The 23,177-nt window shown below is 71.6% G+C and carries 20 protein-coding genes and 1 tRNA gene; 8 read left to right on the forward strand and 13 right to left on the reverse strand.

What is annotated here, in order from left to right; genetic code table 11:
- Positions 1 to 219 precede the first annotated feature (219 nt).
- Complete coding sequence (locus OG702_RS16490) at positions 220 to 1,743, forward strand: hypothetical protein (RefSeq protein ID WP_327289643.1); 1,524 nt, start codon at positions 220 to 222, stop codon at positions 1,741 to 1,743.
- Between the two features lie 54 nt (positions 1,744 to 1,797).
- Here the strand turns inward: OG702_RS16490 and OG702_RS16495 are convergent, their stop codons facing one another.
- Positions 1,798 to 1,938: a hypothetical protein gene (locus OG702_RS16495; RefSeq protein WP_327289644.1), complete on the reverse strand. Its 141-nt coding sequence runs from the start codon at positions 1,936 to 1,938 to the stop codon at positions 1,798 to 1,800.
- A gap of 295 nt (positions 1,939 to 2,233) precedes the next feature.
- Between OG702_RS16495 and OG702_RS16500 the strand changes: the two genes are divergently transcribed.
- A complete protein-coding gene (locus tag OG702_RS16500) occupies positions 2,234 to 3,172 on the forward strand; it encodes a hypothetical protein (protein WP_327289645.1) in 939 nt (312 codons plus the stop codon).
- Between the two features lie 65 nt (positions 3,173 to 3,237).
- Here OG702_RS16500 and OG702_RS16505 read toward each other — a convergent pair whose 3' ends face one another.
- The 4 genes from OG702_RS16505 to OG702_RS16520 all read right to left on the reverse strand — a co-directional run bounded on the left by OG702_RS16505 (position 3,238) and on the right by OG702_RS16520 (position 7,332).
- Positions 3,238 to 3,966, reverse strand: a complete 729-nt coding sequence (locus OG702_RS16505) for an acetylxylan esterase (protein WP_327289646.1) — start codon at positions 3,964 to 3,966, stop codon at positions 3,238 to 3,240.
- A complete protein-coding gene (locus tag OG702_RS16510) occupies positions 3,882 to 4,241 on the reverse strand; it encodes an acetylxylan esterase (RefSeq protein ID WP_327289647.1) in 360 nt (119 codons plus the stop codon). The genes OG702_RS16505 and OG702_RS16510 overlap by 85 nt, the downstream gene beginning before the upstream one ends.
- Positions 4,242 to 4,361: 120 nt before the next feature.
- Complete coding sequence (locus tag OG702_RS16515) at positions 4,362 to 6,410, reverse strand: DUF2264 domain-containing protein (RefSeq protein ID WP_327293250.1); 2,049 nt, start codon at positions 6,408 to 6,410, stop codon at positions 4,362 to 4,364.
- A 58-nt stretch (positions 6,411 to 6,468) separates the two neighbouring features.
- The gene (locus OG702_RS16520) at positions 6,469 to 7,332 is read right to left on the reverse strand and encodes an Ig-like domain-containing protein (protein WP_327289648.1); all 864 of its coding nucleotides are present in this window, start codon (positions 7,330 to 7,332) and stop codon (positions 6,469 to 6,471) included.
- On the opposite strand from OG702_RS16520, the gene OG702_RS16525 reads away from it, so the two are divergent.
- Complete coding sequence (locus tag OG702_RS16525; protein WP_327289649.1) at positions 7,306 to 8,277, forward strand: beta-galactosidase trimerization domain-containing protein; 972 nt, start codon at positions 7,306 to 7,308, stop codon at positions 8,275 to 8,277. The two genes, OG702_RS16520 and OG702_RS16525, sit on opposite strands and share 27 nt — an antisense overlap.
- Positions 8,278 to 8,289: 12 nt before the next feature.
- Here the strand turns inward: OG702_RS16525 and OG702_RS16530 are convergent, their stop codons facing one another.
- From OG702_RS16530 to clpB, 3 genes are all read right to left on the reverse strand, one after another.
- Positions 8,290 to 9,192 (reverse strand): NAD(P)-dependent oxidoreductase, encoded by a 903-nt coding sequence (locus tag OG702_RS16530; RefSeq protein WP_327293251.1) that lies wholly within the window; start codon positions 9,190 to 9,192, stop codon positions 8,290 to 8,292.
- A gap of 172 nt (positions 9,193 to 9,364) precedes the next feature.
- A complete protein-coding gene (locus tag OG702_RS16535; RefSeq protein WP_327289650.1) occupies positions 9,365 to 9,913 on the reverse strand; it encodes a YbjN domain-containing protein in 549 nt (182 codons plus the stop codon).
- A gap of 102 nt (positions 9,914 to 10,015) precedes the next feature.
- On the reverse strand, positions 10,016 to 12,631 hold the full coding sequence (gene clpB, locus OG702_RS16540; RefSeq protein WP_327289651.1) for an ATP-dependent chaperone ClpB: 2,616 nt from the start codon (positions 12,629 to 12,631) through the stop codon (positions 10,016 to 10,018).
- Positions 12,632 to 12,841: 210 nt separating this feature from the next.
- Between clpB and OG702_RS16545 the strand changes: the two genes are divergently transcribed.
- Positions 12,842 to 13,249, forward strand: coding sequence for a pyridoxamine 5'-phosphate oxidase family protein (locus OG702_RS16545; protein WP_327289652.1), 408 nt, complete (start codon positions 12,842 to 12,844; stop codon positions 13,247 to 13,249).
- A gap of 157 nt (positions 13,250 to 13,406) precedes the next feature.
- Here the strand turns inward: OG702_RS16545 and OG702_RS16550 are convergent, their stop codons facing one another.
- From OG702_RS16550 to dnaK, 4 genes are read right to left on the reverse strand one after another with little or no spacing between them, the layout of a single operon-like run.
- Positions 13,407 to 13,874: a heat shock protein transcriptional repressor HspR gene (locus OG702_RS16550; RefSeq protein WP_327293252.1), complete on the reverse strand. Its 468-nt coding sequence runs from the start codon at positions 13,872 to 13,874 to the stop codon at positions 13,407 to 13,409.
- 31 nt (positions 13,875 to 13,905) lie between these two features.
- Entirely contained in the window at positions 13,906 to 15,105 is a 1,200-nt protein-coding gene (gene dnaJ / locus OG702_RS16555) for a molecular chaperone DnaJ (RefSeq protein WP_327289653.1), read from the reverse strand.
- A gap of 35 nt (positions 15,106 to 15,140) precedes the next feature.
- On the reverse strand, positions 15,141 to 15,818 hold the full coding sequence (grpE, locus tag OG702_RS16560; RefSeq protein ID WP_327289654.1) for a nucleotide exchange factor GrpE: 678 nt from the start codon (positions 15,816 to 15,818) through the stop codon (positions 15,141 to 15,143).
- Positions 15,815 to 17,698 (reverse strand): molecular chaperone DnaK, encoded by a 1,884-nt coding sequence (gene dnaK, locus OG702_RS16565; RefSeq protein WP_327289655.1) that lies wholly within the window; start codon positions 17,696 to 17,698, stop codon positions 15,815 to 15,817. The genes grpE and dnaK overlap by 4 nt, the downstream gene beginning before the upstream one ends.
- Before the next feature lie 489 nt (positions 17,699 to 18,187).
- Here dnaK and OG702_RS16570 point away from each other — a divergent pair, with 489 nt between their 5' ends.
- The 3 genes from OG702_RS16570 to OG702_RS16580 all read left to right on the forward strand — a co-directional run bounded on the left by OG702_RS16570 (position 18,188) and on the right by OG702_RS16580 (position 21,947).
- Positions 18,188 to 20,476 (forward strand): (Fe-S)-binding protein, encoded by a 2,289-nt coding sequence (locus tag OG702_RS16570; protein ID WP_327289656.1) that lies wholly within the window; start codon positions 18,188 to 18,190, stop codon positions 20,474 to 20,476.
- Positions 20,477 to 20,587: 111 nt separating this feature from the next.
- The gene (locus tag OG702_RS16575; RefSeq protein ID WP_327289657.1) at positions 20,588 to 21,427 is read left to right on the forward strand and encodes a Yip1 family protein; all 840 of its coding nucleotides are present in this window, start codon (positions 20,588 to 20,590) and stop codon (positions 21,425 to 21,427) included.
- Between the two features lie 103 nt (positions 21,428 to 21,530).
- Positions 21,531 to 21,947 carry a DUF2000 domain-containing protein gene (locus tag OG702_RS16580; protein ID WP_327289658.1) on the forward strand — a complete coding sequence of 139 codons (417 nt, stop codon included), beginning with the start codon at positions 21,531 to 21,533 and terminating at the stop codon, positions 21,945 to 21,947.
- A gap of 18 nt (positions 21,948 to 21,965) precedes the next feature.
- On the opposite strand, the gene dcd is transcribed toward OG702_RS16580, so the two are convergent.
- A complete protein-coding gene (gene dcd, locus OG702_RS16585; RefSeq protein WP_327289659.1) occupies positions 21,966 to 22,541 on the reverse strand; it encodes a dCTP deaminase in 576 nt (191 codons plus the stop codon).
- Positions 22,542 to 22,890: 349 nt separating this feature from the next.
- Between dcd and OG702_RS16590 the strand changes: the two genes are divergently transcribed.
- A tRNA-Gly gene (locus OG702_RS16590) sits at positions 22,891 to 22,964 on the forward strand.
- The last annotated feature ends 213 nt before the right edge of the window (positions 22,965 to 23,177 follow it).

A 23,177-nucleotide genomic window follows, 5' to 3' on the forward strand; every position in this document is an offset into this window, starting at 1 on the left:
GGAATTCCGCTTTCGCGGGGCCCGCGTGCGTTCTTCGTTCTCCCTGCGAAATCCGCGGACAGGCCGACACTCCCGGCCATACGATCTGATCTTCACCATTCACAGAAGGATCCCATGACTCGCATAAACGCACAGCGCGTCTCCTTGCCACGCCTCGTCAGCACCGTCTCCGCGCTGTGTGTCGCGGCCACGGGCTTCGCTCTGGGAGCGGGCACGGGAGTGGCGAACGCTGCAGCCACCGAGCGTTTGCAGGTGTCGGCCGGCTTCGATCGCACCGTGCCCGTGCGCGACACCGGAAACGGGGCGGACTACCGCCCGCTCAGCGTGCAGTTCTTCGACGTCACGGGCAACACGCTGCGCGGCGTGAAGGTGTCCGTCGACGGCTCCGGGCTGCACGGCTTCGCGGAGCTCGACCTGCCGACCGGCTGTGCGTACACCTCCGCCGATCACCTGCACGAGTCCTGCGCCCTGGGCGATGTCCGTGGGGGGTCGGGCCGGTTGGCGGTCGGGGTACGTGCCCTGACCGCGGCAAGGGCCGGGCAGACCGGCAGTGTCGCCTTCAAGGTGACGGCGGCCAACGGCACGGACGCGAGTGCGCAGAGCGTCGGGGTGACGGTCGGGGACGGCCCCGACCTGGTCGTCAACGACCTCGGCAGCTCCTTCAAGGTCACGCCCGGCGGCACCGCCGCGCTGCCGCTCCGCTTCGCCAACGCGGGCAGCCGCGACGGCAAGGGCATCGTGGTCTTCGTCCACGACCAGTTCGGCAACGCGGAGGTGCCGGGCAACTACAGCAACTGCCTGTACGAGCATTCCGGCAACGGTCAGCGCGGCGCGTACTGCACCTTCCCCGACGCGGACATCGAGCCCGGCCAGCAGCTCCAGCTGTCCGACCCCTTCACGATATCGACCCCCGCCGGGGCGCACAGCGACGAGATCCAGTACGGCGCCGGACTCACCGGCGACGACTGGGTCGGCAGTCCGGAGGGCACTGCCGGGACCGGCGGCGAACTCAGGCTGGTGCCGGTCCCGGCCGCGAACTCCAAGAAGATGTACGACCCGTCCATCGACATCGACACCCAGAACAACCTCTACTACACGCAGCTCGACACCGGCACGGTCACCGACGTCGCGGGCGTCGACCGCAGCCTCGACGCGGTCATCGGCCGGCCGAGCGCGATCACCTTCGAAGCCCGCAACTCCGGGACCACCACCATCAGCGGGTACAGCGAGAACGTCGGCGGCAGTGTCGGCGCCTACCTGGAGTTCCCGTCGTCGGTACAGGTCAAGGACGTACCGAAGGACTGCCGCACGGCGTTGGGCAGTCCCGAGGAGCTGTCGGCCTACCCGCAGGGGAAGAAGCCGGTCCTGTACTACTGCGTGCGCACCGTCACCCTCGAACCCGGGCAGACGACCGGCTTCACCTTCCAGATCGTTCCGCTGACGGCGGAGTCCGGACAGTACGCCGGGATGTATGTGTTCGCGTCGGAGGACCAGACGGCCGACCAGCGGAACAACTCCGCGCACGTGGCGATCGACGCGACGACCGCCGCGGCCTCGCCCACGCCTACGGCCACGGCCACCGCCAACACGCCGTCCGGAGACGGCGACCAGGGCGGTGAGCTCGCGGCCACCGGCTCCGGCGCCGCCACCCTGTGGACGGCAGTCGGCGGCTGCGTCGTGCTCGCTGCCGGTGCCGCGGCCCTGATCGGCACACGCCGGCGCTCCTCGGCCCGCCGGGGCTGAGTCACCGCACGACGGGCCCGGCGGACCACCGCCGGGCCCGTCACTGCGCTCGCGTCAGGCGGAAAGGGGGGACGGGGAGTCCAGCTCGGCCGCGCGTTCCCGCAGGTCGCCCAGAGCCGCTGCGGCGTGGAGTGGGAACCGTTCGTCGTGGCTGGACTCGATCCAGCGCTCGACGGCGATTGAAAACGCGAGCATCGCCACCTGCGCGCCCAGTCGCGCGGTGAGCTCGTCTGCGCCGCGTTCGCGCAGGGCGGTGCTGATCGACGGGCCCCTACTTCAGCTGAGCCCCCAGGACGGCAGGTGAGGCAGCCACCCGACCGTATGACTGCGACGCCGACCTTGGAGGACGACTTCCTGGGTGTGCGGGTCCATCACCCGGCAGGCGGGAATGAGAGGAACACCGGCTTTGCGGGCCGCCGGACACCCGCAGTTCTGACCGCCAACCGACGGGCGTACACGCGCACCGTCCCACCGGGGGAGATGACGTCGCATGGCCCGATCGATGGACCCGGCAGTTTCCACAGCGCCTTCCGCCCCGCCCCGACTTCCGTTATTCCTGGTCAAGACGCTGATCAGCGCCGTGGTCGGGGCCGCGACGTATCTGGTCGCCGACATCACCAGCCAGCCCGAGGTCTGGCGGCTGACCGCATCGATCGTCCTCGGCAGCGCGGCACTGGTCGTTCAGTACGTGATCGGCTTCGAGAGGCGGCTCGGCTCGTTCGAGGAGACGCTCGCGTCGCGCGACTCCGAGATGAAAGACCTGGTTGCCGACAGCTTCGCCCGCATGAGCGAGGCCACCGGGCTTTTCGGACCGGCCGACCGCTCGGCACTGCCGCCCGACGGGGTGACCCGGCTGGTCCGCAGCGCCGCCCTCGCCGGGTCGAGCGCTCCGGCGATCACGCAGGCCTTCGTGCGCGAGGAGATCCAGCGGCTCACCGGCCTCATGGAGAACCTCAATCAGAAGCTCGTCGACTACGAAGGGGAGGACCACGACTGGATCGTCACCCTCACCGGCTGTGCCGCCACGACCATCGAGGCCACCAGCACCTCGGTCGACAGCGACTTCTGGCCCAGCGAGCTCGGGCAGCGGTACCTGCGGGCACAGCGCGACGCGATCGAGATGCGGCACGTGCGAATCCGGCGGCTCTTCATCATCGAAAGGCCCGAGGACGACAGTCCAGAGCTGGGCCGGCTCTGCGACGACCAGCAGAGCCTCGGCATTGAAGTGCGGGTGCTGGCGCTGTCCGAACTGCCGCCCGTCGCCCGCATGGACGAGACCAACGACTTCATCGTCTTCGACGAGTCGCTCTCCTACGAGATCTCCTCCGACCTGCGCGGAGTCAACATGAAGACGATGATGGATCTACGCGCCGACCGGGTGGCCAAGCGGGTGCAGCGATTCAGGACACTCTGGGAGGCCGGACAATAGCCTCCGCTCCAGGGGAACGTATGCCCGAGGGGGACGGGCCGGTGGCCGTCCCCCTCCCGGCGGGCTCATCCCCACAGGTCGCGCAGGTAGCGCAGTTGCTCGCCGCGCTGTTCCGTGCCGCCCCCCTCGTGCTGGTTGAACGGCCACACCCGGATCTCCTTCGGTCCGGGCCAGGCGTGGTAGGCGGCGAAGACGGTGGAGGGCGGGCAGACCGGGTCGCGCAGGGCCACCGAGTACAGCGCCGGGACGGAGCCGTACGACGCGAGGTTCAGGCCGTCGAAGTAGGACAGGGTGGCGAACACCTCGTCCACGTCGTGCCGTCGGGTGGACAGGTAGCGGACGAGTTCGCGGTACGGCTCGGAGTCGGTGATGTCGACGGCCCGGCGGACGTGGGTCAGGAACGGCACGTCGATCAGGGCCGCGGCCGGGGTCGGGCCGGGCAGGTGGGCGTGGAGGGCCGCCGCCGCCTGCGCGATGGCGCCGCCCTGGCTGCCGCCGGCCACCGCGATGCGGGCCGGATCGACGCCGGGCGCCGCCGCGGCGGCGTGCAGGGCGCGCACCGCGTCGGTGAAGACCCGCCGGTGGTAGTAGCGCTCGGGGTCGTGGATGCCGGCGGTGACGAACCCGGGAACCTGCGGCCCCGACCCGCCGTGCGGGTCGGGGGTGACGCCGGGCATACCGCCCGTGCCGCTGACCCCGCGGGTGTCCATCACCAGCACCGCGAAGCCGGCCGCCGGCCACACCGTGTGGTCGTGCGGATAGCCGCGCCCGCTGCCGTAGCCGAGGTACTGCACGACGCACGGCACCGGTTCCCGCCGCCATCCGCGTCCTGCCCGGTCCGCGGTACGAGCAGCCAGCCGGCGATCGGTTCACCGCCCCAGCCGGCGAAGCGCACGTCGTAGGCATGGACGTTGGGCAGGGCCGTGTCGTACGGGGTGAAGCGGGCGGCCAGCGGGAAGGCGGCGGCCTCGGCCAGCGTGCGGCGCCAGAACTCCTCGAAGTCCGGCGGGATTTCGGGCTTGACCCGGTAGTCAAGCAGCTCGTCGGGGGTGAGGTCGAAGAGTGCCACGGTGGTGGGCGTCCTTTCGGGAGGTCACGCAGGGGGGTACGCGGGAGGGGTACGCGGGGGTGCGTCGGACCGGCGCCGCGCCACGGCCGGGCGGTCCGGGAACTCAGTGGCCCGCGCGGCTCAGGGCGGCGGCGGTCCTTGCATCGGTACGAGGTCCTGCTCGCCGTCGGGCCAGGTCACCGTGACCGCGTCCCCGCCGCCGCCGGCGCGCGTCACCGTGAGCCGTACCGCGGCCGCGCCCTCGGCGGCCTTGCCGAGCACGACGGCGACCGCGTGGATCTCGCCCGCCGCCACCGGTGCGACGGTCCGCACCCACGGGCTCGCGGACCGGCGCCCGAACGGATTGGCCTCCCGCAGGCGGCTGACGCCGGTCTCGAAGCGGCCGGCCGGCGCGCGTCCGCCCAGCAGGACCACCGCGCTCACCATCTCCTCCGCCGTCTCGACCGCGGCCCGGGTCGGCGCCGACCCGGGCCACCAGGCCGTCCTGCCAGCCGCCGCCAGCGCCGCCCCTGCGATGCGCAGCCGCCAGGGACCCGGATGCGGGGCCTCGCCGTCCGGCAGCCCGCAGGCCTCGGCGCCCAGCAGGCCCTCGGGACTGCTCGCCCGGGGCAGCGGGACGGGGTCGACCCGGACGATCCGCACCTCGACGGCCCCCCGCAGCACCGACCCGGTGGTCAGGACCGGGCCGAGCCGGGTCCGGGGCGGGCCGCCGTGCACGGCTGGTTCGAGCGGCCAGTGGGCGCGGTGCCGGGAGACCGCGACCCGGCCGCCGATGAACAGCCGCTCGTTGGGGCGTCGTACGGATGCCCGGCCGTCGGGGGTCAGCAGGGCCACGTGGGAGTCCAGCGGGGCGGCGCCGTCGGGCGCGCCGTGATCGGGAGCGGCGACGGTGCCGTAGCGGTCGTAGCAGGGTTCGTCGAGGGCGGCCCGCCCGGGGCGGGCGTGGTCGCCGCCGTGGTTGACCACCCGGACCACGCCGTCGGCCACGGTGCCCGACACCAGCCAGCCAGGCACCGCCAACGTCCTCTGCACGTCCGCGCGTTCGACGGCGAGGGGCTGCTCCGGCTCGGTCCACACGGGGTGGCCGGGGGGCAGCAGCAGCCCCGCGAAGCCCTTGCTCGCCCAGTACGGGGAGCCGGTGCCCGAGTACGTCTGGCGGATCGCGGGGAAGGACCGGTGCCAGCCGAGCGACAGCAGTCCCCGGTCGTCCACCGCGCCGGCCCGGACGAAGTGCCGCAGCACCCCGCTGCCCAGCCGCCGGGTCAGCCCCGGCGCCGGCGGGGTGGCGTCGAAGAGCGCGCCGGTCCAGAAGGGCGCGAGCATCGCGAACCGGTAGGTGAGCGAGCGGCCGTGGAAGAGCGGGGCGCCGTCCGCGCCCACCAGGTGCTGGGCGTCGGACAGGTAGCGGGCCAGCCGGGCCGCGTAGCGGTCCCGCAGCCCCGGCTCCGTGTCGGGGCCGGAGATCAGGCAGTACCAGAGCGGGTAGAAGAGCAGCGCCCAGCCGTTGTAGTAGTCGAAGTCGCGCAGGCCGCCGCCGAATTCACCGTCGGCGTACCAGCCGTCGCCGGCGTACCAGGACTCGGTGAGTTCGAGGTTGCGGTCCAGGTCGGCGCGGCTCCAGGGGCCGCCGACCGAGCGGAGGAAGGCCTCGGTGATGTTCTGGAACCAGATCCAGTTGTTGCGCGGGGTGCCGGCGCCGATCATGCCGGCCATCCACGCCACGGTCCTGGCCCGCACGGCGTCGTCCAGCCGGTCCCAGATCAGCGGCCGGGTCAGGTGCAGGGCGAGCGCGATCGAGGCGCACTCCACCTTGGCCTGGCCTTTTTCCCGCAGGGTGGGCCAGCGGTCGGCGGCGGCCGGGTCCGTACCGTGCGCGATCCCGCGCGCGTACCAGTCGGCGAGTTCGGCGCGCCGGGACGGCCCGGCCGGATCACCTGGACCGTCCTGGGGCGGGCCGGCGGCGCCGAGGCGGAAGGCTGCCGGCAGGAAGCTGCGGGCGAAGCCTTCGAGGCCGTCGCTCCACCGGCCCGAGTCGCTGGTGTGCTCGCCGGGCGGAAAGGAGCCGGTCGGCCACCGCTTCCCAGTGGCTGCGGGTCCAGCCCGTGTAGGGCGAGAGTCCGTGGTCGGGGGCGGGCAGTCGCACGGCCTTCTCCTTTCCGGGGACAGCAGGGGACAGGGGTCCGGGCCACGGGTACGGGTCGGGTGTTCGAGGGGCCCGCCGGGACGGTCAGGCCGTGGTCACGGACAGGTCGCCGAAGGTCGCCCCGGTGCCGGAGTAGGCGCCGGAGTAGATGCCGAGGCCGACCTGGAGGTCGTTGCCCATGGCCGCGGTGGCGGTCCCCATCGAGGTCCAGCCGGAGCCGGTGTTGTAGGTGGCGGTGAAGGTCGAACCGGACTTGACGAGCTTGAGCTGCACCGGCAGCGTGATCACCGGTTTGGCGGTGGTCAGGTAGCCGGTGACCGGCAGCGTGGAGTCGTTGCGGTAGACCAGTCGCAGGCCGCCGTCCTGCGAGCGGAAGCCGACCTCCTTGGCGTTCTCCGCGCTGCCGTCCCTGAACATCAGGCCGACACCGCTGGGCGGCAGGGACTGGGCGGTGATGGTGACCGTCGCGGTGACGTCGCTGCTGCCCGCCACCTCGGTGTGCAGGAAGGTGCCGCTGTCGGTGCTGCTCCAGATGTTGTAACCGGTGGTGGCGATGCTGCCCGCGCCGGTCGCGGGGTCGACGGTGGCGAAGCCGTTGGCGGCGCCGCCGTCCATGTCGCTGCCGAGGTGGGTGACGCTGTATCCGGCCGGCAGTCGCACGGTGGCCGGGGGGACCGTGACCGTGTACTGGCCGGTGGCCATCTGCCCCTGGTAGACGGCCTGGACGGTGACGACGGTGACCCCGGGCGCCAGGGCGTGCACGGTGCCGTCCGGGTCGACGGAGGCCACCGACGGGTCGGCGACGGTGTAGGTGGCGTCGCTGGCGGCGACGTCGACGGTGGCGCCGTCACTCATGGTGGCGTCGAGAGGTACGGGCGTCGTGGTGCCCAGCGGCACGGTGTAGCTGCGGGTGCCCATGGTGTGCTGGCCGAAGGACCCGGCGCGCACCAGGAGCCGGTGGTCCGTCGCCCGGCCGGCGCGGGAGCGGTACGCGGGCTGCAACGGCTCGCGCTGCAGTTCGACATCCTGCCGCCGGACGCCGCCCTGGACGGCTACCGTGCCGTCGTGGTCCCGGAGACCACCCGGATCACCGCCGGCCTCGCGGCCCGGCTGGGCGACTTCACCGCCGCCGGCGGGGCCCTGCTGGTCAGCGGTGACGCGGCGCTCGGCGAGGACGGCTCCCCCGTGCTGCCGGCCCTCGGCCTGGCGGGCGCCGGTGCCCCGCTGGACCACGCCTTCCTGCGCCGGGCCGGCGACGCGGCGGCGTTCGCCGAGGTGATGTACGAGCCGAGCCTCCCGCTGGTGCCCGCGCCCGGGGCGGAGACGCTGTACGACCTGGTGGCGGGGTACTTCCCGCGGACCTGGGACCGTTTCAGCGGCCACGACTGCACCCCGGTCGGCACCGCGGGGCCGGCCGGTGCCGCGGTGGTCGTCCACGGCGTGACCGCCACCACGGGCGCCCCCCTCTTCACCGCGATCGGCCGGCACGCAGCCGAGGCGCACCACCGGCTGCTGGCGGAGGTCTTCGCCCGCATCCTGCCCGAGCGGGAGGTCCGGGCGCAGGGCCCGGCCCATCTGGAGGCGGTGGTCGTCGACACGCCGGAGTCCCGGGTGGTCCACCTGCTGACCCCCTCGCCCTCCCGGCAGGGCGAGGGGGTCAGCCCGATCACCTCAAGGACCGAGGGCATCGACCTGGTCAACGACCCCTTCCCGCTGGTCGGCGTCCCGCTGCGGATACGCTTCCCCGCACCGCCCGCCGCGGTCGCCCTCCAGCCGCACGGCACGGAGCTCCCGTTCACCTACCGCGACGGCCAGGTACACCTCACGGTGGACCTGGCCGAAGGCCACGGCATGGTCGTCCTGCGCGAGGAGGTCGCCCCCGCGCTCCGGTAGCAACCGGCGGTCTCAGGTGTTCCGCAGGTAGTCGACGGCCGCGAGGTCGTCGTCCGCGTGGCCGGCGGCGGCGGTGGTGCGGAGGCGGTCGCGGACGGTGCGCAGCAGGGGGCTGGGAGGCGCGGCCGCCGAGGCCAGGTCGAGGTCCTTGAGGGCGAGCTGCACGGCGAAGCCGGGGGCGTAGGCGGCGTCGTCCATGGCGCCGACCTTCTGCACCTCGTACGGCATCGCGAGCGGGCCCGCCTCCAGCACCCGGACGAAGGTCGCGTGGTCGACGCCGAGCGCGTCGCACAGCGCGAGGACGTCGCTCATCGCGACCGTCGAGGCGGCCATCCAGGCGTTGACGGCGAGCTTGACGGCGCTGCCTTCCACCCCCGTCCCCAGATGCAGCACCGACGAGCCGAGCGCGTCGAGCACGGGACGCGCCCGGGTCAGGACGTCCGCCCGGCCGGCGACCAGCCAGACGAGCTTGCCCTGCCGGGCGGGGGCGGTGCTGCCGGACACCGGTGCGTCGAGGTAGGCGGCCCCGTGGTCGCGGGCCAGCCCGGCGAGGGCGGCGGCGCTCTGCGGGCCCACCGTGCTGGCCTGCACCCAGACGGCGCCCTCGGCCAGCCGGGGGAGGGCCTCCGCCATGACCGCGGACACCGCCTCGCCGTCCCGCAGCACGGTGATGACGGCGGACGCGCCGGCGACCGCGTCGGCCAGGGCTGCCACGGCCGTCACCCCGGCGGCGTGCTCCGCGGCGGCGCGGGCCTTGTCCGGCGTGCGGTTCCACAGCCGCACCTCGTGCCCGGTCCCGCCGAGCCGCGTCGCCATCGCGGCGCCGAGCGCGCCCGCGCCGAGCACGGCGACGGTGGTGGTCTCCGACATGGCAGGGCTCCCTTGGCTCGCGCGTCCGTCCCTCCCCCGGACCAGTGTCCGGGAGGCGGCCGCGTTCTTCCTGGCGAAGGGCGTGCGGACGGGCGGATCGGCGCACGCGAAAGCCCGGCCTCGCGCGCCCGGCCGCCGTGGGTACGTCGGCCGGGTGCGCGGGACCGGGCTGCTGCCGGCGCGCGGGCGGGCGCGGCGGCGGGGTGGCGCGGCTGGGTCAGTCCTCGGCGGGACCGTCCGCCGGTCCGTCGCCGTCGGCCTCGCTGTCCGCGTCCTTGGCCAGGCCCAGGGTCTCCACGACCCACTTGTCGAACTCGATGGACGCGCGCACCCAGCTCACCGTGCTGGACACGAAGTGCTCCAGGCCGACGCCGAGGCCGATCAGCAGCTGCGCCTCGCCGATCAGCCGGACGCTGCCGTCGTCGTGCGTGTGAGTGTACATCTTCGGCCACAGAGTGCGACGGTTCCAGTCGTCGATGACCTCGTGCAGCTGCGGCTTGTCGTCGACCGAATACGGACGGTCGTAGAAGGTCCTGACGGCGAAGACCTGCTGGTCCCCCTCGCCCCGGAACATGAAGTAGGTGCGGAAGTCCTCCCACGGCGCGGCGAGGTCACCCTCCTCGTCGACGAGGTACTTCAGCTCCATCTGGTCAAGCAGCTGCTTGACCAGGTCCTGGTCCGGAATGACCACACTGCCGTTGGATCCGGTCGGGTCGGGGTCCGGCTGGCCCCCGAAACTGGGAATCGAGGACGGGTCGATGCTCACCGTGAAGTCCCTTCGTGACGTCTCCCTGCCATCCTCTCTCATCCTCCCCCGCTCGTCACAACCCCGGGCGGCACGCATCGCGCGTACCGCCCGGGGCTGACGTCATTTGCTCAGGTCGGGACCGGTGGCGGCGCCCACGATCAGGCCGTCGGCCGCGCGGTCCACCCGTACCGTCTGCCCGTCGGCGACCTCGCCGGACAGCAGGGCGCGGGCCAGCGGATCGCCGATGGCGGTCTGCACCAGGCGGCGCAGCGGGCGGGCGCCGTAGGCGGGGTCGTTGCCCTCGTCGGCCAGCCAGTCCAGGGCCCCGTCGGTGATGTCCAGGGTGAGCCTGCGGTCCCGCAGCCGGGCCGCGAGCCGGTCGGTCTGCAGCCGGGCGATCAGGCGCAGCTCGTCCTTGGACAGCGCGGAGAAGACCACGATGTCGTCCAGCCGGTTGAGGAACTCCGGCTTGAAGGACGACCGGACCGTGCTCAGCACGTGCTCGCGCTTCTGCTCGTCGCTCAGCGCCGGGTCGACCAGATACTGGCTGCCCAGATTCGAGGTCAGGATGAGGATGGCGTTGCGGAAGTCGACCGTGCGGCCCTGGCCGTCGGTGAGCCGCCCGTCGTCCAGCACCTGCAGCAGCACGTCGAAGACCTCGGGGTGCGCCTTCTCGACCTCGTCGAGCAGGATCACGCTGTACGGGCGCCGCCGCACCGCCTCGGTGAGCTGGCCGCCCTCCTCGTACCCCACGTAGCCGGGGGGCGCGCCGACCAGCCGGGCGACCGAGTGCTTCTCGCCGTACTCGCTCATGTCGATGCGGACCATGGCCCGCTCGTCGTCGAAGAGGAAGTCCGCCAGCGCCTTGGCCAGCTCGGTCTTGCCGACACCGGTCGGGCCGAGGAAGAGGAAGGAGCCGGTCGGGCGGTCCGGGTCGGCGATGCCGGAGCGGGAGCGGCGTACGGCGTCGGAGACCGCGCGGACCGCCTCGGTCTGCCCGATGAGCCGGCGGCCCAGCTCCTCCTCCATCCGCAGCAGCTTCTGCGTCTCGCCTTCGAGCAGCCGGCCGGCCGGGATGCCGGTCCAGGCGGCGACCACGTCGGCGATGTCGTCCGGGCCGACCTCCTCCTTGACCATGTTCGTCGAGGGACCCTGGGCGGCGGCCTCCTGCTCCTCGCGGGTGGCCTCCTCCAGCTCGGCCTCCAGCTTGGGCTGCTCGGCGTAGAGCAGTTTGGAGGCGGTCTCGAAGTCGCCGTCGCGCTGGGCGCGCTCGATACGGGTGCCGATGTCGTCCAGCCGCTCCTTGAGCTCGCCGACCCGGTTGAGGCCCTGCTTCTCCTTCTCCCAGCGGGCGGTCAGGCCGCGCAGCTCCTCCTCGCGGTCGGCGAGGTCCCTGCGCAGCTTGTCGAGGCGCTGCACGGAGGCGGGGTCGGTCTCGTTCTTGAGCGCCATCTCCTCCATGCGCAGCCGGTCGACCGCACGCTGCAGCTCGTCGATCTCGACCGGCGAGGAGTCGATCTCCATCCGCAGCCGGGAGGCCGACTCGTCGACCAGGTCGATGGCCTTGTCGGGCAGGAAGCGCGAGGTGATGTAGCGGTCGGACAGCGTCGCGGCGGCCACCAGTGCGGAGTCGGCGATCTGGACCTTGTGATGCGCCTCGTAGCGGCCCTTGAGGCCGCGCAGGATCGCCACGGTGTCCTCGACGGTCGGCTCGGCGACCAGCACCTGCTGGAAGCGCCGCTCCAGCGCCGGGTCCTTCTCGATCCGCTCGCGGTACTCGTCCAGCGTGGTCGCTCCGACCATCCGCAGCTCGCCGCGGGCGAGCATCGGCTTGAGCATGTTGCCGGCGTCCATGGCCGAGTCGCCACCGGCGCCCGTGCCGACGACGGTGTGCAGCTCGTCGATGAAGGTGATGACGCGGCCGTCGCTGTCCTTGATCTCGGCGAGCACCGCCTTGAGCCGCTCCTCGAACTCGCCGCGGTATTTCGCGCCGGCGACCATGGCGCCGAGGTCGAGCGAGACCAGCCGCTTGTTGCGCAGCGACTCGGGCACGTCGCCCTTGACGATGCGCTGGGCCAGGCCCTCGACCACCGCGGTCTTGCCGACGCCGGGCTCGCCGATGAGCACCGGGTTGTTCTTGGTGCGGCGGGAGAGCACCTGGACGACCCGGCGGATCTCCTGGTCGCGGCCGATCACCGGGTCGAGCCGGCCCTCGCGGGCGGCGGCGGTGAAGTCGGTGCCGTACTTCTCCAGCGCCTTGTACGTCCCCTCGGGATCCTGGCTGGTCACGCGCTGCCCCCCACGGGCGGTCTCGAAGGCGGTCAGCAGCTGCTTGCCGCCGGCCCCCTGACGGGTGAGCAGGTCGCCGGCCTGGCCGCCCTTGACGGCGATCCCGATCAGCAGGTGCTCGGTGGAAAGGTACGCGTCCCCGAGCTCCTTGGCCCGCTCCGCGGCGTCCGCGATCACCGCGAGCAGGTCGCGGTTGGCCTGCGGCGGTGCCACCGTCGAGCCCTGCACCTTGGGCAGCGCGGCCACCAGCCGCCCGGCCTCGGCCGTGAGTTCGGCCGGGTCGGCGCCGACCGCGCCGAGCAGGTCGAGCACGTTCTCGTTGTCCGCGCCGCTGAGCAGTGCGAGCAGCAGGTGCGCGGGCGTCAGGTCGGGGTTGCCCTCGGAGACCGCGCGCGTGTTGGCGGCGTTGAGCGCTTCCCGGCTCTTGTTGGTCAGCTCGGCGTCCACGGGGCCTGATCCTCCTCAAGGTGCTGTGTTCCGTCCATTGTGCTGGCCGTACCGGACGTTGCGCAGCACATTGCATGACTTGTTGCGTAAAGGAACATGAACGATGTTGAGTCTACTCCGCTCAACTTCGTTCCGACAGTGCGACACGGGTCGTCACCCGCACGGGGTGCGGGGGCCGTTGGGCGGTGCCGCCGGGGCTAACGTCGGGACATGGCACGACGTGACCCCCGCGCCCCCGAGGCCGGCTACCTCGACTTCTGGCGCGAATACCATCTGTGCACCCTGACCACGCCGCGCCCCGACGGTTCGCCGCACGTCGTACCGGTGGGCGTCACGTACGACCCGGAGGGCGGGCTCGCGCGGGTGATCACCAACACCGCGAGCGCCAAGGCCGCGCACGTACGGGCGGCGGGGCCGGGCGGCGCGCGGGTCGCGGTCTGCCAGGTCGAACGCGGCCGCTGGGCCACGCTCGAAGGCCTGGCCACCGTCTCGGAGGACCCGGGGCGCGTCGCCGACGCCGTCGCCCGTTACGCAGACCGCTACGGGCGCACCCCGGCGCCCAACCCGCAGCGGGTGGTGATCGAGATCGCCCTGACCCGGGCCATGGGCAACGCCTGACGCGGCCGGCGCGCCGGGCGCGCCCGGCTGTACCCGTACAGCCGGGCGCGCCCGGCTGTACGGGTCCGGGCGCGGCCCGCCGCCCGGAGGGGCGGGCCGCGCCCGGTCAGGCCTTGGGCCTGGTCAGGCCTTGGACCCGGTCAGGCCCTGGACCCGGTCAGGCCTTGGGCCGCCAGACCACCAGCGCGCTGGTGTGCTGCACGTCCTGATACGGCACCAGGTCGCGGCGGTAGGAGGCGTGCACCGCCGCCTCCCGCTGCTGGATGACGGCGGCCGCGCCCTCGACCGCCGCGCTGAGCTCGGCCACCCTCGCCTGGAGCGCGGCGACCTGGTTCTCCAGCTCGATGATCCGCTTGATGCCGGCCAGGTTGATGCCGTCGTCCTGGGAGAGCCGCTGCACCTCGCGCAGCTGCTCGATGTCGCGGGCCGAATAGCGGCGGCCCCGCCCGGCCGTGCGGTCGGGCGAGACCAGGCCCAGGCGGTCGTACTGCCGCAGGGTCTGCGGGTGCAGGCCCGACAGCTCGGCGGCCACCGAGATGACGTAGACCGGTGACTCCTCGGTCAGCTGGTACGGGTTGCGGCCGCGCGGGCCACCGGGGCCGCGCGGCCCCGGCCCGGGCGTCATACCGTCCATCCGGCCGTCGATGCTCATCCGTTCACGCTCCCTTTGCCGCCTTGAACAGCTCGGCCCGCGGGTCGGCGTCCCCGACCGCCTCCCTGTAGGCCTCCAGCGCGTCCAGCGCCTTGCCCTCGGTCTTCTCCGGCACCGCCACCTCGACGGTGACGAGCAGGTCGCCGCGCGAACCGTCCTTGCGCACCGCGCCCTTGCCACGGGCCCGCAACGTACGCCCGTTCGGGGTGCCGGGCGGGAGTTTGAGGGTGACCGGGGGGCCGCCCAGTGTCGGCACCTTGACCTCGCCGCCCAGCGCCGCCTCCACGAAGCTGACCGGCACGGTCACCGTGAGGTTGGCATCCTTGCGGCCGAAGACCGGGTGCCGCCCGACGTGCACGACCACGTACAGGTCGCCCGCGGGACCGCCGCGCTCGCCCGGGGCGCCCTTGGCGCGCAGCCTGATCCGCTGCCCGTCGGTGACCCCGGCGGGGATGCGGACCTGCATGGTGCGCGAGCTCTTCGCCCGCCCGCTGCCGTGGCAGACCTCGCAGGGCGTCTCCGCGATCAGGCCGCGGCCCTTGCAGTCCACGCACGGGTCGGTGAGCGAGAAGCCGCCACCGCCGCCGCGCGAGACCTGCCCGGTGCCGACACAGGTCGGGCACACCCGCGGGGTGCCGTTCTTGTCGCCGGTGCCTGAGCACGCCTTGCAGGGCGCCTGCGAGGACATCCGCAGCGGGACGGTGGCCCCGTCCACGGCCTCGGTGAAGCTCAGCGTGACCTCGGACTCGATGTCCTGGCCGCGCCTGGGCTGCACCCGGGTGCCGCCGCCGCGGTTGAACAGCCCGCCGAAGACGTCGCCCAGACCGCCGCCGAAGCCGCCGCCCTGGCCGCCGGTGGCGGTGCCGCCGCCGGGGCCGCCCTGGCCGCCGCCGAAGAGGTCGCCCAGGTCGAAGTTGAAGCCGCCGGTGCCGCCCGCGCCCGGACCCGGGCGGAAACCGCCGTTGCCGAACAGCGCGCGGCCCTCGTCGTACTCCTTGCGCCGCTTGACGTCGGAGAGCACGTCATTGGCCTCGGAGATCTCCTTGAAACGCTCCTCGGCCTTGGCGTCGCCCTTGTTGGCATCCGGGTGGAATTCCCGGGCGAGCTTCCGATACGCCTTCTTGATCTCGGCGTCGGTGGCGTCCTTGGGGACGCCGAGGACCTTGTACAGGTCCTTTTCCAGCAGGTCCCTACTGATGCTCATCCTCGGCGTCCCTCCTTTCCCCCACGTGTCCTCCGTCAGCCCTGGTCCGGGCCACCGGTCTCCTCGTCGTCCGGCGCGTCCACTGCCACGTCCTGATCCTCCGCCGCCTCGTCGCCCTTGCCGGCGCCCGGCTGCGGCTCCGCGACCGCGACCCTGGCGGGCCGCAGATTGCGCTCACCCAGGCGGTACCCGGGCTGAAGGATCTGCACGCATGTGGTCTGCGTGACATCCGGCGAATAACTGTGCATCAGGGCCTCGTGCACCAGCGGGTCGAAGGCCTCGCCCTCCTTGCCGAACTGCTGCAGCCCCAGCTTCGCCGCGACCGTCTCCAGCGACTCGGCGACCGACTTGAAGCCGCCGACCAGCTCGCCGTGCTCGCGCGCCCGGCCGATGTCGTCGAGCACCGGGAGCAGTTCGGTGAGCAGGTTGGCGACCGCGATCTCCTTGACGGCGGTCCGGTCCCGCTCCACCCGTCGGCGGTAGTTCTGATACTCGGCCTGCAGCCGCTGGAGGTCCGCGGTGCGCTCGTTGAGCGCGGTACGCACCTGGTCCAGCTGGGCCCGCAGGGCCGTCAGCTCCTTGGCGTCCCCACCGCCCGCCCCCGGGGCCGCCTCGTCGGCTGCCCCGGCGTCCTTGGCGGCGTCCGGCTGCTTGTCGCTGGGCTCGGAAGGGACGTCGGGCTCCGGCTCGAAGCCCTTCGGCTCCTCCGTCACGCGGCACCATCCCTCTTGTTGGCGTTCTCGTCGTCGACGATCTCGGCGTCCACCACGTCGTCGTCAGCCGGACCCGCCTGGTCGGCACCGGGCTCGCCCGGGCCCGCCTGGGCGCCGGCGGCACCGTCGGGCTGCGCGTTGGCGTACAGCGCCTGGCCGAGCTTCTGGCTGGTGGCCGCGACCTTCTCGGTGGCCTCGCGGATCGCGGCGGTGTTCTCACCGTCGGTGGACTCGTTCTTGAGCTTCTCCTTGAGGTCCGCGATGGCGGCCTCGACCTCGGACTTCACGTCCTCGGGGAGCTTGTCCTTGTTGTCCGCGATGAACTTCTCGGTCTGGTAGGCCAGCTGCTCGCCCTGGTTGCGGGTCTCGGCGGCCTCGCGGCGCTTGTGGTCCTCGTCCGCGTACTGCTCGGCCTCCTGGCGCATCCGGTCGACCTCGTCCTTGGGCAGCGAGGAGCCGCCGGTGACGGTCATCCGCTGCTCCTTGCCGGTGCCGAGGTCCTTCGCGCCGACGTGCATGATGCCGTTCGCGTCGATGTCGAAGGTGACCTCGATCTGCGGCATCCCGCGCGGGGCCGGCGGCAGACCGGTCAGCTCGAACATCCCGAGCTTCTTGTTGTACGCGGCGATCTCGCGCTCGCCCTGGTAGACCTGGATCTGCACCGACGGCTGGTTGTCCTCCGCGGTGGTGAAGATCTCCGAGCGCTTGGTCGGGATGGTCGTGTTGCGCTCGATCAGCTTGGTCATGATGCCGCCCTTGGTCTCGATACCGAGGGACAGCGGGGTGACGTCGAGCAGCAGGACGTCCTTGACCTCGCCCTTGAGCACACCGGCCTGCAGGGACGCGCCGATGGCGACGACCTCGTCGGGGTTGACGCCCTTGTTGGCGTCCTTGCCGCCGGTCAGCTCGCGCACCAGCTCGGCCACGGCCGGCATACGGGTGGAGCCGCCGACCAGCACCACGTGGTCGATCTCGGACAGCTGGATGCCGGCGTCCTTGATGACGTTGTGGAACGGGGTCTTGCAGCGCTCCAGCAGGTCGCTGGTCAGCTGCTGGAACTGCGCCCGGGTGAGCTTCTCGTCCAGGTGCAGCGGGCCCTCGGCGGACGCGGTGATGTACGGCAGGTTGATCGAGGTCTCGGTGGACGAGGACAGCTCGATCTTGGCCTTCTCCGCCGCCTCACGCAGGCGCTGGAGGGCCATCTTGTCGCGGCCGAGGTCCACGCCGTGGCCGGACTGGAACTGCTTGACCAGGTAGTCCACCACGCGCTGGTCCCAGTCGTCACCACCGAGGTGGTTGTCGCCGTTGGTGGCCTTGACCTCGACCACGCCGTCGCCGATCTCCAGCAGCGACACGTCGAAGGTGCCGCCGCCGAGGTCGAAGACCAGGATCGTCTGGTCGTCCTTGTCCAGGCCGTACGCCAGCGCCGCCGCGGTCGGCTCGTTCACGATCCGCAGCACGTTCAGACCGGCGATCTCGCCGGCCTCCTTGGTCGCCTGGCGCTCGGAGTCGTTGAAGTACGCGGGGACGGTGATCACCGCGTCGGTGACCTTCTCGCCCAGGTACGACTCCGCGTCCCGCTTGAGCTTCTGCAGGATGAAGGCGCTCATCTGCTGCGGGTTGAAGTCCTTGCCGTCCAGGTTGATCTTCCAGTCGGTGCCCATGTGGCGCTTGACCGACCGGACGGTCCTGTCGACGTTGGTGACAGCCTGGCGCTTGGCCACCTCGCCGACGAGCACCTCGCCGTTCTTGGCGAAGGCGACGACGGACGGCGTGGTCCTGGCGCCCTCTGCGTTGGTGATGACGGTGGGCTCGCCGCCTTCGAGAACGCTGACGACGGAATTAGTCGTGCCCAGGTCGATGCCGACCGCACGTGCCATGGTGAAATCCTCCTGCTGACTTGAGTGGAACTCGCTCAAGGGTGCCTGAGTGATTTTCTCCTGTCAACAGACGTGAGCCGAGGCGACTCAACTTAGCGGCGCGCGTCCCGCGCATCCGAGGCCGGGCGCCGGCCCCCGGCACCGGCGGTCGGTCCGCCCGCAGCGCCGCGAACAGGCGGCCGGCGGCCGGACGGCGCGGGACATCGCAGCGATCCGGCGCCGGCGGGCCGCGTGACCAGCGTCACCCTCCTGGCGGACTGGCGACCGCACCCGGTCCGTGATCGCGTACTTCCTGCATATGTGTCACGGTCGCCCGGGTTTCCATCGGAACGGCGTGGCATACGTGACGCGTGTGCGGCGCGCGACACAGATCACCAGCGGTGCGGCTTTATGGCCTCCCCGATCCCGGGTAATCTCAGCCAGGACCGCATTAAGTTACCGCTTAGTAGTCCGGTACCCGTTCACCGTGCGCAGGCCCGAGGAGCCCCCATGCAACTCGCCGCGATCATCGTGTCGCTGGTCCTCACCGCGGTCGGCGTCGCGCTCTTCGGCCTCGCCATCGCGCAGATCCACCGGTTCATCCGGCTCGGCAGGCCGGTGCCCGCCGGCAGCCGCACGAACGACCCGCAGGCGCGTACGGCGACCATGCTGCGGGAATTCGTCGGCCACACCCGGATGAACAAGTGGGGCGTCGTCGGCGTCGCCCACTGGTTCGTCGCGGTCGGCTTCCTGACCCTGGCCCTGACGATCGTCAACGCCTACGGCCAGCTCTTCAAGGCCGACTGGCTCCTGCCGTGGATCGGGAACTGGCTGCCGTACGAGGTCTACACCGAGTTCATCGCGACCCTCACCACGCTGGGCATCATCACGCTGATCGTGATCCGGCTGCTGAACCTCCCCTCCCGGGCGGGCCGCAAGTCGCGCTTCGCCGGCTCGACGGCCTGGCAGGCGTACTTCGTGGAGTACGTCGTCCTGGTCATCGGCCTGGCGATCATGACGCTGCGCGGCCTGGAGGGCGCCCTGCACGGCGTCGACCACTACGAGGCCGCGTACTTCGCCTCGTATCCGCTGGTGGCCGGCTTCCGCGGCCTGAGCACCGGGACGCTGCAGAACGTCGTCTACGCCACCGCCATGGTCAAGCTGAGCGTCACCATGATCTGGGCCATCGTGCTGGGCCTGAACACCGGCATGGGCGTCGCCTGGCACCGCTTCCTGGCCTTCTTCAACATCTGGTTCAAGCGCGAGGCCCACGGCCCGGTCGCCCTCGGCCCGCTCCAGCCGATGACCAGCAACGGGGTGCCGATCGACTTCGAGGACCCCGGCGAGGACGACGTCTTCGGCGTCTCCCAGGTCGAGCAGTTCTCCTGGAAGGGCATCCTCGACTTCTCCACCTGCACCGAGTGCGGCCGCTGCCAGTCGCAGTGCCCTGCCTGGAACACCGGCAAGCCGCTGTCGCCCAAGTTGCTCATCATGTCGCTGCGCGACCACGCCCACGCCAAGGCGCCCTACCTGCTGGCCGGCGGGGGCAAGAACGCCGAGGGCGAGGAGCAGGCGACGCCCGAGCAGCTGGCCGGCGTCCCGGCCGCGGCCCTGGCCGAGGCCGAGCGCCCGCTGATCGGCACCGCCGAGGAGAACGGCGTCATCGACCCGGACGTCCTGTGGTCCTGCACCACCTGCGGCGCCTGCGTCGAGCAGTGCCCGGTCGACATCGAGCACATCGACCACATCATCGACATGCGCCGCTACCAGGTGATGATCGAGTCGTCCTTCCCCTCGGAGGCCGGCACGATGCTCAAGAACCTGGAGAAGAAGGGCAACCCCTGGGGCCTGCCCAAGAAGCAGCGCCTGGCGTGGGTCAAGGAGGTCGACTTCGAGGTCCCGGTCGTCGGCGAGGACGTCGAGGACCTCACCGAGGTGGAGTACCTGTACTGGGTGGGCTGCGCGGGCTCGCTGGAGGACCGGGCGAAGAAGACCACCAAGGCCTTCGCGGAACTGCTGCACATGGCCGGCGTCAACTTCGCCATCATGGGCGGCGAGGAGAACTGCACCGGGGATTCACCCCGACGCCTGGGCAACGAATTCCTCTTCCAGCAGCTGGGCATGGAGAACGTCGCCATGCTCAACATGGCCTTCGGCGAGGACGAGGACGACCCCGCCACCCGCAAGCCGCGCTCCGCGAAGAAGATCGTCGCGACCTGCCCGCACTGCTTCAACACCATCGCCAACGAATACCCGCAGCTCGGCGGCGAGTACGAGGTCATCCACCACACCCAGCTGCTGCAGACCCTGGTGGACGAGGGCCGGCTGGTCCCCGTCACCCCGGTCGAGGGCCTGATCACCTACCACGACCCCTGCTACCTGGGCCGGCACAACAAGGTCTACACACCGCCGCGCGAGATCATCGCCAGCGTGCCGGGCCTGCGCAGCGAGGAGATGCACCGACACAAGGACCGCGGCTTCTGCTGCGGCGCCGGCGGCGCCCGGATGTGGATGGAGGAGCGGATCGGCAAGCGCATCAACAACGAGCGGGTCGACGAGGCCCTGTCCCTCGACCCGGACATCATCTCCACCGCCTGCCCGTTCTGCCTGGTGATGCTCACCGACTCGGTCAACGGCAAGAAGAACGACGGCACGGCGAAGGAGTCGGTGCAGGTCGTCGACGTGGCCCAGCTGCTGCTCGACTCGGTACGCACCCCGGCCGCGGCGGTCACCGCCGACGCGACGGCGGGTGCGGCGGGAGCGGCGGGAGCGGCGGCCGGGGACACCTCCGCGGGCTGACGGCTCCCCGTCCACCGGGCGCCGCCGGACGTGTCACAGGTTGGCAGCAAAGCGGCGCCCCGGGCGGACCGCCCGGGCCTGGGGCGCCGGGGAGCGGGTACGTTCGAAGGCGTGGCTGGATTCGAGAACCGACGAGGACAGGACCCGAACGCACCGGGCGGCTACCCCCCTCCCGCCGGGCCCGGGCCGTACGCATCCCCCGGCGACCCCGGGCACTACGGTCACGGCGGCCCGCCGCCGTACGACTCCCGGCAGCCGCAGTACGGCCAGCCGCCCGCGTACGACGACGCCCCCGGCAACACCCGGGCCTTCACGCTGGGCGAGCCGGCCCCGCTGGCCGACCCGTACGGCCACGACGGCGACAACGTGGCGACGTATCGCGCCGGCCAGACCACCGCCCCGCCGGCCGGCCCGCGGCTGCACTGGAAGCAGCTGCTCAGCGGCATCCTGCTGCGCCCCGGCCGCACCTTCTGGCAGATGCGCGACCACCGCATGTGGGGCCCCGCGCTCACCGTGACCTTCGTCTACGGCCTGCTCGCCGTCTTCGGCTTCGACGCCGCCCGCAAGGACATCCTCGACGCCACCCTGACCGCCAGCGTCCCCTGGGTCATCACCACCGCCATCGCCGTCACCCTGTGCGGCCTGACGCTGGGCGCGGTCACCAACACGCTGGCCCGCCAGCTCGGCGGCGACGGTTCCTGGGCGCCGACCATCGGCCTGGCGATGCTCATCACCACCCTCACCGACGCCCCCCGGCTGCTCTTCGCCCTCTTCCTGGGCGGCGCCAACGACTTCGTCCAACTGGTGGGCTGGGTCACCTGGCTGGGCTGCGCGGCCCTGATGACGTCGATGGTCGGCAAGTCCCACGACCTGCCGTGGCACAAGGCGTTGGGGGCCTCGTCGCTCCAACTGGTGGCACTGCTGATGCTGTTCAAGCTGCCGCTGATCTGACCCGGGCGGGACGCTCGGGGCGGCGCCGCGGCCGGCCGATCACGCGCCGATCACGCAAGGAACGTACAAGACCCCGGCCCCCGGGTCCCGCAGGGTGGGGGGCATGACCACAGCTTTCGATACGAAGATCGCCGTGCTGCTGCGGGAGGACCTGGAGCCGTGGCAGCGGCTGAACGTGACGGCGTTCCTGGTGAGCGGCCTCGGCACGCACCTGCCCGAACTCATCGGCGAGCCCTACGAGGACGCCGACGGCACCCCGTACCTGCCGATGTTCCGCCAGCCGGTGCTGGTCTTCGAGGGCAGCAAGGACGTACTGACCGCCGCCCACACGCGAGCGCTCTCCCGCATGCTGCCCAGCGCGGTCTTCACCGCCGACCTCTTCGCCACCGGCAACGACACCGACAACCGCGCCGCCGTCCGCGCCGTCCCGACCGCCGGCCTGGACCTGGTGGGCCTTGCCGTCCACGGTCCGCGCAACGCCGTGGACAAGACCCTCAAGGGTGCGCGCATGCACCCGTGAGCGCCCTTGCCCCCGGTCTCACACCTTGGTGCGGTGGAAGTTCATGAACGACCTGGAGGCGGTCGGCCCGCGCTGCCCCTGGTAGCGCGAGCCGTACTGCTGCGAGCCGTACGGGAATTCGGCCGGCGACGTCAGCCGGAACAGGCACAACTGCCCGATCTTCATCCCCGGCCAGAGCTTGATGGGCAGCGTCGCCACATTCGACAGCTCCAGCGTCACATGCCCGGAGAACCCGGGATCGATGAAGCCCGCCGTCGAATGCGTGAGCAACCCGAGCCGCCCCAGGCTGGACTTCCCCTCCAGCCGCGAGGCGACGTCGTCCGGCAGCGAGATGACCTCATAGGTCGAGGCCAGCACGAACTCCCCCGGATGCAGGATGAAGCAGTCGTCCCCTTCCGGCTCCACCAGCCGCGTCAGATCCGGCTGCTCCACCGCCGGATCGATATGCGGATACCGGTGGTTCTCGAACACCCGGAAGAACCGGTCCAGGCGCACGTCGATGCTCGACGGCTGCACCATCGACGGCTCGAACGGATCCACGCGTACGCGGCCGTTGTCGATTTCGGTCCGGATGTCCTTGTCTGAGAGCAGCACGGGACGACCCTACCCCCGCTACTTCTCCCCGCCGCTCCCGTCCCCGACCGGCACGGCATGCCGCAGCCGCGCACACCTGGGACACCTCACCAGCCGAGCGGGCCCCAACCGCTGCACCCCCAACTGCTGCAACGGAAACGACCCGGTACTGAAGACATGCCCCTCCGCACAACGAACGACAGTGCGCTCCATGAAGCCCCTTCCCCAACTCCGCGTGGCCGACAAACCCACACATTAGGGGATCCCCCGCCCCACCCCCACGCAGCCACACCGCCCCCGAACCTACCCTCCCCCACCCCACCCGGAGGTAGGGTAGAGTATCCCCGAAGCACCCCTCGGGGACTTTTCTGCGGATGTAGTTTAATGGTAGAACATGAGCTTCCCAAGCTCAGAGCGCGGGTTCGATTCCCGTCATCCGCTCCACAAGAAAGCCCCAGGTCATCGACTTGGGGCTTTGTTGTTGTCCAGACCAATTCGAGGGCCGCGTGCCATATCCGTGCCATTGGACGGCGAATTGCGGGGCGCGAATGCACCCGGTGACCGCGGTTGACCGCTGGACGCCGAGGCTCTCTCGAATAGCGAGATGCATTTCCAGTGAGCCGCGTCACAAAAGGTCCCGGAAAAGATCCCCTTTCG

The organism is Streptomyces sp. NBC_01198 (assembly GCF_036010485.1).
GTDB lineage: Bacteria > Actinomycetota > Actinomycetes > Streptomycetales > Streptomycetaceae > Actinacidiphila.